Here is a 16254-nt window from a genome sequence, read left to right as displayed (position 1 = left end):
AAATTGACGTCTTTACACAGCCTGCTTAAATCCGTTTCATCGGCGGCTTGGCAGTTCATTTTTCGCCAGGCATTTGCCCAACAAGCGCAAGGCGAACATCAATACCTTCAACTTGGAAGTGCGGCACAATGTAAGTGCTCACGCGGTAATAACCTGGGTTACCTGGGATCTCAGATACCGTTACTTTTGCGTCTTTGAGCGGGTGTGTTGCAATTAACGACTCATCTGGGTTATTCATCTTCGTTACCAACGCACCTAGCCAATCGTTTAGCTGCTGCTCTAGCTCATGACGAGGTTTACTCGAACCAATATTTTCACGCTGCAATACTTTTAAGTAGTGAGCAATACGCGATACTAAGAAGATATAAGGTAAACGCGAGTTAATACGGGCGTTTGCAGTTGCTTCAGCTGTTTCAAGTACTTGCGGTTTCTGGGCACTATTTGCCGAGAAGAAACACGCAAAGTCAGAGTTTTTGTAATAGCTAAGAGGAATAAAGCCTTGGTTAGCAAACTCAAGCTCTTTGGTCTCTGAGATAAGCACTTCTGTAGGGATTTTAGTTTCAGAGCCCTTACCAGCTTCAAATGAATGCAAAGGTAGATTTTCAACTTTACCACCTGATTGCGGGCCGCGAATATTCACCGACCAGCCATTATCATGGAAACTACGAATAATATTGGCAGCAAATGCAAATGTTGCATTACCCCATAAATAGCGCTCGTGGTGCTGACTGTTCACATCTTCTTGGTAGTTAAAGTTACGAATTGGGTTTGTTTCACCATACGGTAAACGTAGTAAGAAACGCGGGAAAGCAAGACCAATATAACGAGAGTCTTCTGACTCGCGGAAGTTTTTCCAACGTAAGAATTCAGCACGCTCCATATAAGAGCCAATATCTTGAATTTTAGATACTTCGTCTAATGACTCTTTTAAGAAGAACTTAGGACCTACGCTGCCCATAAATGGACAATGCGCCGCTGCCGAAACGCGCGAGATTTCTTGGAGTAGTGAAACGTCTGGCGCTGAGCAATCAAACTCAAAGTTAGACACCATAGTCGATACAGGTTCGCCACCAGGGGTATCATAATCTGATGTGTAAACATGCTTATATAACGCTGATTGTGTTGTATCTGGCGCTTCTTCAAAATCATCACGCAATGTTTCTTTATCAACATCGAGCATTTCAATTTTAATATTCGCGTTATTTGGCGTGCGGTTAATTAAATAACGCAGTGAACGCCACGCTGATTCTACTTTTTGAAAATCAGGGTGATGTAAAATTTGATCCAACTGCTGCGAAATAATGGTGTCTACTTTTGCAATATAATCATCAAGCAACAGCTTATCGATGCGAGTTACCGCTTCGCCACTGGTACCCGCCATATCTAAAAAGACATTAATAGCGGCAGTAAGGCGCTCATTCGCACGTGTTTCTGCTAGATTACCTGCATCTCTAAATGTATCTAACTTGATTTCATCGCCTACAGGGGCAATATCAACCATGTTACATAGGTTTTCATAAGTTGATAATGGCGCTTGCTCTACCGTGTGAGCAGCTACATTTAATTGTTCTTGCATTGACATAGCGGCGTCCTTATTCCGTCACAGGTTGTTTTTCGTCTTCAGAAGCAAGCGGCGCTATTTCATCTAGCTTCGCTTTTAGCTCATCAAGTTCTGGTTGGTTTTGTAAAACACGTTCCAACTCTTTTCTAAGTGATGAGTTATCAAGAAGGTTTGACTTCAAGTCACGTAACAAATTACGCATTGCCATCATTTTGTTTAATTCAGGCACCTGTGCAGCAACCTGCTCTGGATCAAACGATTTAAATGAATCAAACTGCAAATTAACATTGATATCACCGTCGCCTTTAATCTTATTTGCCACCTGAAAGTTCGCTTTTGGCGCGATATCTTTCAGTACTTGCTCAATGTTATTTTTATTGATCGTCACGCGTTCGCGCTCAGCAAGTTCTTGGCTATTCTGACCATTAGAATAGTCACCAATAACCAGCATTTTTAAAGGCAATTCGCTTTTTTGTGATGCCCCATCAGTATCAAGCTCTAACGATATGTTGATCCGAGCTCGTGGGATCTCTTTTTGAAATGTATCTGTCATGTTTCTTCCTTTGCAGTTTGTTTGTCTAACGACTAAATTCCAATTAGGCGTGTTACACCCACGCTATTGCTTGAGCCGGGTTTGTAACCATCATTCGCTGACTAATTTGCTTAGCAGCTAAACTCATGTCATCACTCTCTGTCTGAGACAAATTGGCATAACATTGCTTGGCGAAACGCCATACTTCCATGCAAAACTGTTGTTGCCACTTCGCTAATTGATAAGTTTCAATTTGCTCGAGTAATTCGGTTAAAATTGCCAATGCGTGCTCATAATGTTCTGCTTTAAGTAACAACTTAGCTTTAAGCAATTGACTTTGAGCTTGGTCGAATCCAGTTGGCGTACTTAATTGTGCAACCAAGCTAAGGGCTGCACTTAACTGCCCTTTTGCAACTTGCTCGCTTAAGGCTATGTAATGCTCGTCAAATGGATTTGCTTGCACTTGAGTTGTTTCATTTTGCGAAGCATGTGAATTGGCAATGTCTAATAACGCTTCTTTGTTCTGTGGGCTGCATAACCCCGAACCATCGTCATATTTTAAATTGGTTAATAACGGAAATTGACTGACTAAAGAGACTAGCTGTTGCTCTAACCACTGTACTAATTTTGCTTTATTTAGCTGTTTCAGCGCTGACAAAGTAAGCATTTGCAGATTCAAATTAAACTGCATAGCGCCTTCCATAAACAAACCCTCAGCAAGTAACAATGCTTGCTCTGCTTGTTCAGTTGCCAGTGCGTTTTCAATGGGGGCGAAGGCAGCCGCACGCGGTGCTGGCAGTCTTGTTTTGCCATTTTCATTGGTAGGTAACGCTAATCCAGACCAACGTGCTGCACGCGAGAGCTTTAACACCCGTTCAATGTTGTTTTGTTCTTTATCAAAATTAAGCAGCTCACGAATTGCGGCTAGGTAAGCACTATCGCTGGCAATGTCAGCCACTTTAGGTGCAGTGGTCACTGGTTTTGCCTGAACAACTTGTTGCGCTACGGGCTCAGTCGTTGGCTCGCTGACCACTTTTGTCTGGTGTGTTTCAGGCTCTGCTTTAACTTCTGGTTCTGGCTTAGCGACAGGATTGCGAATTACTTGCTCTTTTACCCACTCATTTAGAGTTGATAAAGGCCCTGAGTCAGCATCAAGTACAGGCACTGAAACCTGATTATATTCAGCTAACACAGTCTCTAATTCAGCCCATTGCTCAGGGCTAGATGATTGAGCTTGGGCGATTCCTTTTAAGCGTTCTTGCTGCTGTAAAAACCACGTGTTAACCGCACAACGCATACGTGCTTTTAAAGGATGAACCTGTTCACTAAACTGGCTTAATAGTTGATTAAACAGTTTTAAAGAATGAGTTAAACCCACCACGCCAAACTCACTGGTAGCCGCAAGGCACAAGTAGCTCACTATACGTAAATCTTTACTTTGGTTTTGCAAAAGATCGGTGGCTTGAATAAACATGACTTTAAAATCAACTTCGCCCACACCTGACGATGAAGCTTTAAGTGCTTTAAAGGTTTCTTCGTATTTTAGATCTTCACCACACGCTAGCCCCGAAAGTGGCTTACTAAGCTCTTCTAGCCACAGCTCCCAGCTGTTATGGGTATGCGGATTAACTACACTCATGCTTTGCACCACCTTCTGAGCGCATCGTAAACACTCACATTGTCCATATCAGCAAAATTAAGGCTGTATTCGCTCGGCACTTTGTCTAGTGACAGATTTACTAAATCAATAATGTCTTTTGACTTATCCTCAGCAAGCCACACTGAACCAAAATAAGAGGCCGGTACAGGGCGGCAAAACACCGTTAGGCTAGGTTGCGAACTTTCATTTCCTAGCTGGTAAAAGAACCAAGGTTGCCAATTATGATCGGCAACGATCGAAGCAATTAAATGTAGCCAAAAACCTGCGACCAGGGCACTTTCGTGACTAAAGTGTGGCATGGGTAGACGAATACCAAATTGTGTACGTAGGCAACCTCTATTCGCAATCGACTTTAATACCGCTGAAAGCTCTTCAATTAAAACCGCTCGGTGATGAATGTCGTTGATCCCTAAATGCTGCCAAACCACACTCATCGGAATACTGCGTAATTTATCAAGCTCTTGATTTAGATTTGGCTGCTGCTTTAATGCATCGGCCACTTTACTATACGATTTAGCTTGCTCAGCCATCGCATCAATTGAATGTGCTTCAACGATGCGCTGATTAACCCCTAATAGGTGCTCAATAACATGACTTGCATATAAAAATAGAAAAGCAGGGTGACGTTTGTAAGTCTCAAGTCCGCTATGGATAAACGAACTAAACGGGTAAAAACGACCACTGCTATCAGTGCTTGGCTGTAAAACACCTAACAAACTACTGTCGTCACTATTACCAGATACAAAAAATAACGAAGAAACACCATTTAATGCAGTTGTTTTACCGCCAATAACACCTCGGTTTATATGCGCGAAACCTTCTTGCAACCAATGGTCTAGTGCTACTGATTCCCTAGAAGATATATTTAACTTTACAAAGTCAGGCCTAACAGGTGTTTTACCCATGTACCCATAGGTAAACTGCTTAACCAGCGTTGGCGACTTTTTCTTGGTGAACAAATTAAACATACTTGCCCCTATTGAACCGAGGCTCTACTTGCTTGCGCAAGTTGTGGCTTAGGTGCAAACAACGAATTAGGCAATGCAAAAGAGGTCAACATGTACTTTGAAAAAATACCGCTATTGCGACCAGACTTTAATGAGAACTGGACTGTTAAACTTTGCTCTGATTTATCAACTAATTCCCAGGTAGCAAGAAACTCTGTACCCTTAATCCATTTCACATTTGCTTCGTTAAGTACTTTTAATAAAGCCCATGGACCATCTTGCTCAATAGTGACTCTTCGTCCGGCGTTATCTAAACCATACAAAATAGCTTTTTCTGCTGCGCCTCTTCCTGGCCATGAGAAATTACGCCACTCTTCCGGTTCATTTCTATAACGATAACCTTGCTCAGAGAAACCTAAATACGTTTCGCGAATGCCTTTTTGTGGAACAGGCATCATTTGGAAGTTAAAACCAGCCGCGTCTGAGCCGTTCAAGAATAAAGAGCGTGTTACTTTATTTGCTTTTGTTAAACCGTCTAATAACTCTTGATTAAAGCCAATCCCCACACCGTTCCATTGCTTTTCTTCCCATACACCTCGGCGTACTTTCATGAAAGGTTTAAGTTGGCTATTAATAAAGTTCCAAAGCACCCCAGTTTCACTATTTAAGAACTCAGAAACATCGGCAATAGCAGCATCAGGGCCAGTCAAATTGAATGGGTACTTGCCAGCAATGCTGTTGCTATACATGGTATAAACTTGGTTTTCCCACTCTTCATTTAACTGGCTACGTGCTTTTGCCATGATACTTGCAATACCTGACTGCAATGGCGCTTTGAATAGCACGTCAAGCGTGTCTTTTGTTTCTGGGTCTAGCGCTCGAGTTTGGCTTTCTATAATGATCCAAGACGATTGCAATGCATTATCTTGGCTATTTCCAGACAATAAGTCTTGTACAAACACCATTGCTTGCGCATCATCTTCATTGCTAGCAGCCATCGCTTTTATATCTGAGTGAATGCTGCTCAAAGAACTAATGTACTGACTCATATAATCAGACATCTGCTTATCTTCATCATGCTGCGAGAAGCGACGCAAGTCAGCAAAACGCGTTTCAAGTTCAGGGGCTCTAACAGTACTAACTTGAGAAAAATCAGGGCGCTCTGCAACTTGTTTTGCTAACTTTCCTTTGGCCACTTTTTTAGCCGCCGTATCTGTTGCACCAGAAAGAATGGTCGCTATTTTGTCGTTGTTTGCACTTACAGCAGATGGTTTATCTGCAACAACGATGTTGTCATTCACCAACGTCATCAGATCAATGAGTGGTCCATCAGTAGACGAAAGGCGAGCAAAATTAATACTGGCATCATTTAAATCTCTAAAAGTAGGCACTTTTATACTGTTCAAAAACGCAAACCATGTATTGCCATAGTCTTTAAAGTAATAACTACGCATTGCTTTTGCCAGTGCATCAGCTTGGGCTTCATCAACGGCATTTTGACCGCTTTCATTACTTGTGCCCATTACCCAATCACCAGAGAATACCAGTCGAGAAATACGTTTAATTTCTGGATAAACATATTCTTGCCAACCTGCATTGGTATACACATAAGGAATACTAAAGTTGCTTTTCAGTACATCGCGATTTTTCGCAGCCATAAACTGTTTAAGCTGAATCGCTTTTTTACGCTCAGCAAAGCTACTAATAATTTGTTGATATAGAGGTTCGGCTTCTGGTTGTGTGTTCAGGCTATTTCTTGCATTCAGTACAGCCGTTTCATTATTTTGCCAAAATAAAATTTCACCTGGGTTTTCTAGATCTGTGCTTATGTTCGCTAAATATAAATCAACTAAATCGTTTAATTGTGAGATGATCGGTGAGTCAGCTTGAGCATCAATCTCAATGTTAAAGTGCTGGCTAATAAAACTAAGTAGCTGCTGCTTGGCAAACTCATCGTCTTTGTGTTCAGGGTGAGCACTTAACATCAGATGTAATTTCAAAGCATCATAATATGCCTGACGACTTGCTGCGCGAGCATCGGCATCATCTGCTGACCAAATAGCTTCAAACTCTTTCAGCTGCGCAAGCGTTTGCTTTTCTGCAGGAAGGGTGATCAACTGATTTAATTGATTAAACAAAACCTGCGAAACACTAGTTAGGGTTTCGTCACCCTCGTAAATGCCAAAAATGAAATACCATGGCAACTGCTTTTCATAATTATTAAGCGATTGATAATGTTCAAATAAATCAAGCGTAGCTGCAAGTTTTTGCTCATCTTTTGCTTTATTTACATTCGCTTCTACAATCGCTTTTACACGGGCTTCACCTTGATTCAACAACAACTGGTTACTAGTATATGAAGTAATGAGTAATGCTGTCACGGCGGCAATACTTGCCAAACCTGAAGTCACTGTTAAACCTTTTAACCAGCGGCCAACCAAGCGCTTTTTGCGGTTACCACGAGTTAGGTCTTGCAACTTGAAAATCACATCATTAAAAACACGATTGATAAAGTAGCTTTGCGTAATGCTTTCTTGTTTTTGCTCAACAACGACAGCACCAAATTGATCCCTTACCCCATTCGTAATACGTTCAATTGGTGTGCCCTCTTGCGTGCCAGAGGTAAAATATACACCAGCAAACCAAGGAACCTCTTGATACGGATTGGCTTTAAATAACAAGTTTACAAACTCAGTCAACTTTGTTGATGCTGACTTAAATTGATTCGGGAAATCTAAAATTAACTGCTTACGGTGTTCATTACGTTCGCGAGCAACCTTGCTCAAACGTTGCTCACAAAGGCGTTGGTATAACTCCTCCATGCGCACTTCAAACATTTCAGCCGGATCATTTTGTTGATCTTCACTAATATCTAGTAAATAAGCACCAAACACTTGCTCACGTTCTTTTTCTGTTAAGTCATTAAAAAATGGCTCAAAGCCGCTGATCAAGTCTGTTTTAGTAAAGGTTATATAAACCGGGAAGATCACCCCAAGTTGAGTAATAAGCTCTTCAATACGCTCACGAACTAATTTTACGTGTTGACGAATTTCTTCACTGTCTGAGGTTAAAACATCTGCAACACTAATCGCGACCATCACACCATTAATAGGCAGTTTAGGACGATATTTTTTGAGCAAGCTTAAAAAAGATAACCACTCTTTGTTTTCAGATTGCTCTGTTGTGTAACGCCCTGCGGTATCGATCAGAATTGCTTGATCTGAAAACCACCAGTCACAGTTACGCGTGCCACCAAAACCTTGGATGTGCAGTTCATTTGAATTTGAGTATGGAAAATGCAGGCCAGAGTTAGCAAATAATGTACTCTTCCCAGTGGCTGAAGGACCAATGATCATATACCAAGGTAGTGCATACAAAGCTGTATTACCACGGTATCCTGCGCCAAGATGGGAAGCTTTTAACGAGCTTAATGCTTCTTGCATCTTTTCTTTTATTTCATCAAGTTCAGCACTTGAACCCGCATTATGGCTCGCAAGTTCAGAGGCTAGCTTATCGCCCGAACGCTTTGTCCATAACCAACGGATAAAAATAAAAACGATAAAAACAGCTGTTACCGCAGCCATCGCGATAAGCTTTTTATCTGTCGTGTCTAAACCAACGATTCGACCAGCAAACCAAATAATACTGAGCACAGCAATTAAGCCAATTAACTGCCCTGTTGCTCTTGATGACACTAAGCCCAGTAAAAAGTGCACTAGGCCGCTTTTGTTCACTCTTCCTTGCATTACTTTTCCTATCGAGTCTCGTTGGTTTTACTTAATTGCGTAAGTACTTCTACTTGATTATCTATACGTTGGCTGCTCTGAGTTGCTTGCTTGTTAATAACAAAATGAAAACCAGCAAAAAGCGAAACAATCGATGCCAAGCAAATTGATAAAATCACCCAATAAGGAATGTTTCGGCCTACCTTCATTGCAAACCCTTCAAGTGGCGCGCCATTATCAGATAGTTGCCCTCGTGGAGTACCGCGTACATCTTCTATTTGCGCACGTACATCAACAATTAAGGCTTTAAGTTGCTCAATTCCTTTCACTTTGTAGATACCCTCAAAGCCAAGTTGCAAACAAATGTAATACACTTCTAATGCTGCAAACTTTGGCTCACCTCCGGTACGAAGTTTTGCTAATCGCTCAAAAAACTCTTCACCCGCTCGATTATTACCAAAAAACTCAAGCTGTAAGGGTCTCGACATCCAATCCATTCGAAAATGCGCGCCAGAGCTCATTACAAATTCATCACACATTGCAGTCAGGGCAAACTTAACTTCCTGCATAACACTGGTTGTTACTTGCTGGGTATAACAATTACGTTCAAACTCATCAAAACTCGTAAGTAACTGCTCTCGAAAATCGTTTAGTTCAAGATCTGTCGATTGCTTTAACTTTAAAGGCGCAAGCGCGTTTATCACTGGCGCAATACAGGCGATTAAATCAAGTTCGTTTTTTGCTTCTTGCATTGTCTTGCGTCCTAATTTCTTGCCACTGTAACGATTTCGACTTGCGCCGCTTGTAAGCCAAATGGAATAAATAAACTAAGCGATTGCTCTTCGATAATTTGCTGCCAAATAAAACCATGAGCCTCTAAACGAAAGTATTCATAGCCACTTTTGATAGCTAGTTTATTAGGTGGTCGCTGACAATGTGTTAACTGCACGCCCGCAAGAGCCGATGCAATCATAATTTCGAGCTTTTCAGTGGCGCCAACTTTGACCTGATCACTAAACGTATCAATCCACTTGGTATCTTCAGATTCAAAGTAAACGGCCAAGTAGAAGTCGTTATTATCAAAAATGGCAGAATCAATGGTGGCAACCTGATAAATGGCGTTCGATACTTTCTCAAGTTTAAGACCTGCCATTTTCTTAGGAACAACACCCTCAAGTAATTTACTCAATAAAATATCTAAGGTGCCGAAGACATGAGTCAATTGCTTATGCTGATAAGGCGGGATTTGACTTACTAAATCACTGTGCTCGAACATCGACACAGAGCTAATTAAGTCAACAAGCTCGCAATATAATCGCTCTGGATGAACAAGTTGCAAACTTTTTAAATGGTCTAAGCGTTTTGCTGATGGTGCCATTGCATTTAACAGCAAAAAGCTGTTCATTTCGTTAGGCCCAAAATCAGTAACTGAACCAAAGTTCTTTCTGCGACCAAGCAACACGTTCACTTTTGCATTTACCAAGTTCGCCGTTCTATTAAGCAACTCGGTTAAATAAAACGAGGCCTGTATCGTTAATAATGGCGGCACAAACTCTTTGCTGACTTTAAACGAGCCGTCTTCAGCGCGCATAATTTTGATACAAGCAAGCGTATCAAAATACGTTTTTACATCGTTATCTGTCAGCAAAATATAATTAGGTTGTGCAATTAACACTTCACGGTTTCTTGCTGCATCGTGGTGATCACTAAACTCAATGTAATCTGCTTGATAGGCACTGAGTTGGCCACTAGTTGCATAACCTTCAATGTCGCTGACAACTTTATTTGCAGCAATCGCTAAATACACAGTGACTTCATCTGTATCGGCAGCTAATTCAAGCTTTAGTTCTTCGTGATGTTGACGATCAAACTCAAGTAAACGCCCATTTTCAAGAATCGCTTTAAAGCTGATCACCTTTAAAATACCGCGAGCGAGTGCTGATTCATCAATAGTGAGGTGGTGCAAACCAAAGGCCAATGGCGAAATCAAGCCTTGTCTAACAATCTGATTTTGCTCATGGTAGTCATCAAATAACTGAAAATGCTGCTGTGCTAGCAACACGCCTTCAGCCCATACAGGTTTCATTGGCCCTTTAATGTTCATTACTCAGCCTCGTCTTCATCTGGTAATTGAACTTCGTTATTTGTAATCAATACATCTAACGATGTAGATAATTTAACGGGCCCGTCACCGAGCGGGTAGAACGTTTTCCATTTATCACCTTGGCGATCTCTAAAAAGGGCGACAATGGCAACAAAACGCGCATTTTCTGCTTGTTCAAATTCTATTTTTGTTTTCTCAGCGGGGTTAATTGTTTTTTCTTCTACGGTGATCAACGTATTTGACAGAACTGACTTATCTGATTTCCACAAATCTTCAAACGTAGCTGTTTTAAAGCTCTGTATATCCGAAAGTTGATACACTCTGAGTACCACAGGCAAAGCTTCATCAAATTGGTTCAAATTAAGATTATCTGTCGCAGTGATATCTAGCTCTACATTTGTACTCATACATGCTGTTAAAGACATAAACAAAGTAATTAGCACTGCCTTTTTAATTGCAAAACGCATTCAAAACCCCATTGATTTATTAGATTAATTAATTTTTACAAAGAACTTCTTCGTAAACAGGACAGATTACTCGATTAAATCGCATTGATGCGCAATCGGACCATTTATGACTATTGAATATTTTAGGAAAAATACCTGAACGTTTATTTTCTTGATTATCAACAGCCAGAGACTTAATAACCACATCATCTACAGAAGATATTATTTTTGTATTTAGTACAATCAACTCATCAATATAAGCACTAATATCTTCTTTAATTAAAATGATTTTACCTTCATTTTTAGGTGGACTATTCAGGAAAAAGAAAAACTGATCGATCACCGACGCTGAAAACACTCGATGTGCTGGAATACCGGTCTGATCAAGTAAGGAAGAGATACTTTTAGTAAGAGACCAAGCCAAAAAATAAAAGTTATCGACTTGATTTATAAATAATTTTTTATCCATAAAATCATCCTTGATTAACCAAAAAAAGTACAAAGCCATGTCATACTTTTGGTACGTTAGTCCTTAAAACGGGGGCATAATACAAACATCCTTTCAAAAAAGTCAACTCAATACAGCTCAAAAATAAAACTAATTTAGAATTAATATAAAAACTAATAAAAACGTATTAATTGGCATTTAATGGCATTATGAACAAAATTATGACGCAATTATTACGATTACAATTATTCTATTGAATATTGATTAATAAGTGTGTATTTTCCCCTTTCTTGCTACAAGACTTAGTTAAAAAAGGACAAGGATGTGTCTAATTCTCGACTATTAATTGATGTAAATAACATAACCCTAAATGTCACTCGGGTAGATGGAATTGAGCAATTAAATCAAGGGTTTGAGTTTATTATCATTGGTGAATCCAGCCAGCAAATTCTTTTAGAGCATCTGCTTTTACAAAGCGCATTAATTACATTCGTTAATAAAGATAATTTTTTTCGCCACCTAGCAGGGATCATTTTTGAGTGCGACAATTTAGGTACATTCAAAGGTAAATATCGATATAAAATAGTTATTAAAGATAGATTGAGCACATTAAAAAACATTACAAATAGTAAGGTTTTTATTGGCGTTAATTTAAAAGATGTTATTTTTTATTTAGCAGGCCAAGCTGGCTACTCTCCAGGGCAAATTGATTTTCGTGTCGGCTCGTCACTACCAGCGCTTCCACAGTGTGTGCAAGCAATGGAAACAAACTGGCATTTTCTACAACGCTTACTAACCCAATTCGGTTTGTTTATTTGGTTCGAAACAAAAAATAACGTCGAATTGTTAGTGATCAGTGATAGCAACTTAAACAGCCCATATTTGCAGCGCGGTATAGTATCAGTCCAAAACTCAGCTGGTATGAATAACGATGACAATACCGCTTATGTTGGCTTTTTTAACAGCCAAGTACATCACTCTATTTACAATGATCGCACTGACTGCGTGGCCCATGGACAATATTTAAAGGTCGCAAGTAACAGTCAATCTTACTTTGAACCATGCGCATCAACACCCAGTGCCGCCTCATTACAAGCGCAAGATTTCAGTAACGCGTTAGCCTCTCTTAATAAAACAACGCAACTAGTGGGTAATGTATGTGATTTATTTGCGGGTAGCTCAGTTGCAATTGACGATCAAACCGGCACGGGCAGTAGTGCTGATTTACTGTGTGTTAGCGTGTATCACAGCAGTGAACAACCTAATGACGAAAATAGTCACCAAGGTTTAACACGCTATAGTTGTAAAGCCCAATTTATCGAACGTGGTACGCCTTTTAAAGCCAAACCTTTGCCACATCAAGCCAAACCTATGGTATTTCCGGCTAAGGTAGAGTCTTTAACGACTTCTAGTTTCATTGATGATTTAGGTTGCTACCGTGTGCGAACTGATTTTGACACAACGGCAAGGCCAATTGCGCAATCAAGCCAAGCAATTCAGCAACTTGCTTTATACGCATGTCAAAACCAACCTCAGGCCACTGGCTGGCACTTCCCCCTTGTTGGTGGTTCTGAGGTACTTATTGGCTGTATAAATAACGACCCTAACAACACGTTTTTAATGGGTTTTGCGATGAATGAATCGCAGCCAAGTGTTGTCACCGCTGCAAATAATACGCAAAACAGGCTGGTCAGTGCGGCGCAAAACGAGCTGCAGTTTGATGATGACAAGCAAGCACCTAAAATCATTTTACAAACTTTAGCCAGTGAGCACTATCTTGAGCTCAATGCCAAAAAATCAGGCCGCCAATTTATAGAATGGATAAGCCAGCTCGGCACCATTAACTTACATGCAGGTAAAGACCTCTGCCTAACAACTGAGAACGACAACATTCAGTTTGTGATTAAAAATAATCAGTTTATTGATGTTAAAAACAATGTTTCGCTCAGCACTCAAAACCGCGATATCAACATGCAAAGTGCAGGTAGCCAAGCATGGCAAGGAAAAAACACTCTTATTGAATCTCGTCAAGCACTGTCGATGGTCAGTGGTCGCGCAGTTAAAGCCTTTGCGCAAAGCGATATTCAGCTTAAAACTAGCTCAAGTGACTTAACTATTTCGGCCCCCAATGGCTCAACATTTTTACAAACCAACCAGTCAATCGCGATTACAGGCTCAGGCCGTGGTGATTTAATTCTCCATAACGAAGGCGGCGAAATTAAACTCGACAGTCAAGGAAATGTTGAGATTATTGCCACCGATGTACTCACCCTCGATGGCACATTTATAAATTTTGATGGCCCCGTTGATTACGATATTGAAAGCCCAAGTACAGCGAGTGCACAAAGCGTTAATGTGAGTCGTGCGCCTGCTATTTCATCATTTGATTTGGCTGATAGCTCACTCGATTCTACTACACTATGCACACTAGACTTAAGCTATTGCTACCTAGATGGCAGTGCTGAAGACAATATTCGTTACTCGCTTATCGATAGCCTTGGCCATGAGCACACCGGCTCACTCAGTAATGGCAAAGCGCAACTGGCCAACGTGCCGCAAGGTCAAAGTCAGGTTCGTTTTATTGCTTCATCTGATGACGACGAACAGCGTTTAGTTGCACTGCGTAATGAGTTTAAGCAGACCCTAGAAGCGATGCTAAATGAAGTTCGACAAAAAGCGGCCATTGAAGATGCCTTGTTTGAACAAGAAAGCCTATTTAACCAATACATGATAGAGCTAGGTGCAAATGCCACTGGTTTTTATCAAGGTGCAAAATCACTTATTGAGGGCGTAGCAGACCTGATTGTACTCGGTATTGATATTAATATAAGTGTATACTCTGCTTGCTTTAGAATTATAGAAGCCATTGCTCGCGGTGATAAAAAAGCCGTTAAATATGAGCTAGAAACAATTATTTCTTTCTCACAAAAATCAGCCCAATCACTTACTCAAGCATGTGAGTTACTTTACATTCTACTTGATGATGAACAAACCCGCTTGGCGCTAGCGCGTTTCCCTTACGAGTATATTGATGCCCACTCACACGTAGAGCAAGAACGATTAACAGGTATTTTGGCATTTGAGGTCGTATTAGCACTGCTCACAGGTGGCGTGGGTGCGGCCGCTTCACTGGCAAGTAAATCACGGTATTTAGCAAAAGCAAATAAAGCACTGACTCAGATTGCCGAGATTGTTAAACGCAAGCAGCTAAATAAACAGTTATCACACGCTGTGACGGCTGAACATCCGACTGTTTCAGCCAAAATAACCAAACCAGATACACAGTTACAGCCAAGTAAAAACCACGCTGTGGCGACGCATGTGTCAGCAAAAGACCATGCTGAATATTTATTACTCACTGAATTATCTGACGATATGCGCGGCAATTACCGCGCATATACCAACAGTGAAGGTAAAGTCATTATTAGCCGCCTTGATGGCAAAAAGCCCCCTAAATTACGTTACGAAAATGGTAATTTAGTGCCCGTGTCGGACCAAATAAATGTGTTTAACAAAATAGCGCAAAAATTAAAGATAAATCATGCTAATTTAAGTGACAACATTAAACAGCGACTCAAACAGTTTGAAGCTGCACGCAATCAAGCTGTCGCCAAGCGTGATGCCGCACTCCTTGCCGGAAACGCCACTGCATTAAAAGAAGCGCAAAGTGCGATGCGCTTAGCCAGTGAAGCACTGGGTGAAGAAGCCGCGCGCATTTATGTGAAACAAAATTACCCAGATGCCACACCATTGGCAAGTAAGCTCCCCGGCAAAGGCAAGCAAGGCCAATTTGACCAAGTGTATGCAACAGAAGACGGTAAAGTATTAATTATCGAAGCCAAAGGCGGTAATGCCAGTTGGGGTAGTCGTGTAGCAGGAGAAGAAAGAGCCCAGCAAGGCTCTGAAAAGTATATGAATTCGATAATTGAAAACTACACATCTAAACTTGATACATTAACAAAAGACCCACGCTACATAGCAGGCGATGAAGATTTTGTGAAAGAGGTTGAGGGCATTCAAGATATGCTGGATGAGATTGAAATAGCGACTAAAAGCCAACAAATTGAGTACGTAGGCATACAACAAAAAGCCAATGACGCCGGGCTTGTTGATGTTATTGACGTATCGATTTTTGATATAGGATTTTAAGGAATAAGTTAAATGATTGAGAGCCATTACAGCTTTGCACAAGTAAGCTACGACCGAACCATAAAGTTATATAGTAGATTAAGAGAAAATGAAATAGCAATGATACAGAAAAACCCTGGTTATCAAATGCACACTCGCTTAAAAACAAACTTAATCGACACATTCCCCATGGAAGCGATTCAAAACCCTAATAGCTACCATGCTTGGCTCTATGTTATTCGCGCTTCGCAATTAGGCCATGGCATATTTCAAAGCAATGCCCATGACGGCCAACCTTTCCCTTTCTTTTACGATGATGAATATTTAGAAGTAACTGGTAAACGCGACCCTGAACATGCTGAGCACCCCGTGTGGCTACTTGCTTTGTACAGCAGTATTATTGCCCGTAACCATGATGCCATCGCTTACTTAACGGCTATCGATAACGATGTGTTTAAAACATCTAATTATGGTAATCAACTTAAACCCTTTGATTATGCATTAGCCAATTTACTTAAAGGGTTATTTAACCCTAGTGCCGATTTAGCCAACTTGATTGAGCAAGCATACCTAACTTGTAATCCAGATGATTATGTCGAAGATGAAGCATACCTCTATGCAAGCCGTTTGAAGTGGCCACTTATCCCGGTGATCACCGCCATATTCACTGATAACGGTGAGCAAGAATATAATCAAGCCATGG

General features: G+C 40.8%; 11 protein-coding genes. 2 read left to right on the top strand and 9 right to left on the bottom strand.

Annotation, left to right across the window (positions count from 1 at the left end):
* Positions 1 to 55 precede the first annotated feature (55 nt).
* From tssC to NH153_RS12755, 9 genes are read right to left on the bottom strand one after another with little or no spacing between them, the layout of a single operon-like run.
* On the bottom strand, positions 56 to 1582 hold the full coding sequence (gene tssC / locus NH153_RS12795; protein ID WP_063704429.1) for a type VI secretion system contractile sheath large subunit: 1527 nt from the start codon (positions 1580 to 1582) through the stop codon (positions 56 to 58).
* Positions 1583 to 1592: 10 nt separating this feature from the next.
* Entirely contained in the window at positions 1593 to 2114 is a 522-nt protein-coding gene (gene tssB, locus NH153_RS12790; RefSeq protein WP_054554071.1) for a type VI secretion system contractile sheath small subunit, read from the bottom strand.
* 52 nt (positions 2115 to 2166) lie between these two features.
* Entirely contained in the window at positions 2167 to 3732 is a 1566-nt protein-coding gene (locus NH153_RS12785) for a TssA family type VI secretion system protein (protein ID WP_063704427.1), read from the bottom strand.
* The gene (gene tagF, locus NH153_RS12780) at positions 3729 to 4721 is read right to left on the bottom strand and encodes a type VI secretion system-associated protein TagF (RefSeq protein WP_055197346.1); all 993 of its coding nucleotides are present in this window, start codon (positions 4719 to 4721) and stop codon (positions 3729 to 3731) included. Before tagF ends, NH153_RS12785 begins: the two co-directional genes overlap by 4 nt.
* 8 nt (positions 4722 to 4729) lie before the next feature.
* Positions 4730 to 8446 carry a type VI secretion system membrane subunit TssM gene (gene tssM / locus NH153_RS12775; protein WP_063704425.1) on the bottom strand — a complete coding sequence of 1239 codons (3717 nt, stop codon included), beginning with the start codon at positions 8444 to 8446 and terminating at the stop codon, positions 4730 to 4732.
* Between the two features lie 8 nt (positions 8447 to 8454).
* On the bottom strand, positions 8455 to 9177 hold the full coding sequence (icmH, locus tag NH153_RS12770; protein ID WP_054554075.1) for a type IVB secretion system protein IcmH/DotU: 723 nt from the start codon (positions 9175 to 9177) through the stop codon (positions 8455 to 8457).
* An 11-nt stretch (positions 9178 to 9188) separates the two neighbouring features.
* A complete protein-coding gene (tssK, locus tag NH153_RS12765; protein ID WP_063704423.1) occupies positions 9189 to 10529 on the bottom strand; it encodes a type VI secretion system baseplate subunit TssK in 1341 nt (446 codons plus the stop codon).
* On the bottom strand, positions 10529 to 10996 hold the full coding sequence (tssJ, locus tag NH153_RS12760) for a type VI secretion system lipoprotein TssJ (RefSeq protein ID WP_082389302.1): 468 nt from the start codon (positions 10994 to 10996) through the stop codon (positions 10529 to 10531). The genes tssK and tssJ overlap by 1 nt, the downstream gene beginning before the upstream one ends.
* 28 nt (positions 10997 to 11024) lie before the next feature.
* Positions 11025 to 11444 carry a hypothetical protein gene (locus NH153_RS12755; RefSeq protein WP_055197462.1) on the bottom strand — a complete coding sequence of 140 codons (420 nt, stop codon included), beginning with the start codon at positions 11442 to 11444 and terminating at the stop codon, positions 11025 to 11027.
* 303 nt (positions 11445 to 11747) lie between these two features.
* Between NH153_RS12755 and NH153_RS12750 the strand changes: the two genes are divergently transcribed.
* Positions 11748 to 15572, top strand: coding sequence for a contractile injection system protein, VgrG/Pvc8 family (locus NH153_RS12750; RefSeq protein ID WP_063704421.1), 3825 nt, complete (start codon positions 11748 to 11750; stop codon positions 15570 to 15572).
* A 12-nt stretch (positions 15573 to 15584) separates the two neighbouring features.
* On the top strand, positions 15585 to 16254 hold a 670-nt coding region (locus NH153_RS21855), incomplete at its 3' end, for a hypothetical protein (RefSeq protein WP_063704419.1).

It is taken from the genome of Pseudoalteromonas gelatinilytica, assembly GCF_001641615.1.
Classification (GTDB): domain Bacteria; phylum Pseudomonadota; class Gammaproteobacteria; order Enterobacterales; family Alteromonadaceae; genus Pseudoalteromonas; species Pseudoalteromonas gelatinilytica.
The sequence above is the reverse complement of the archived record's forward strand: the minus strand, read 5'-3'. Positions and strand labels throughout refer to the sequence as shown.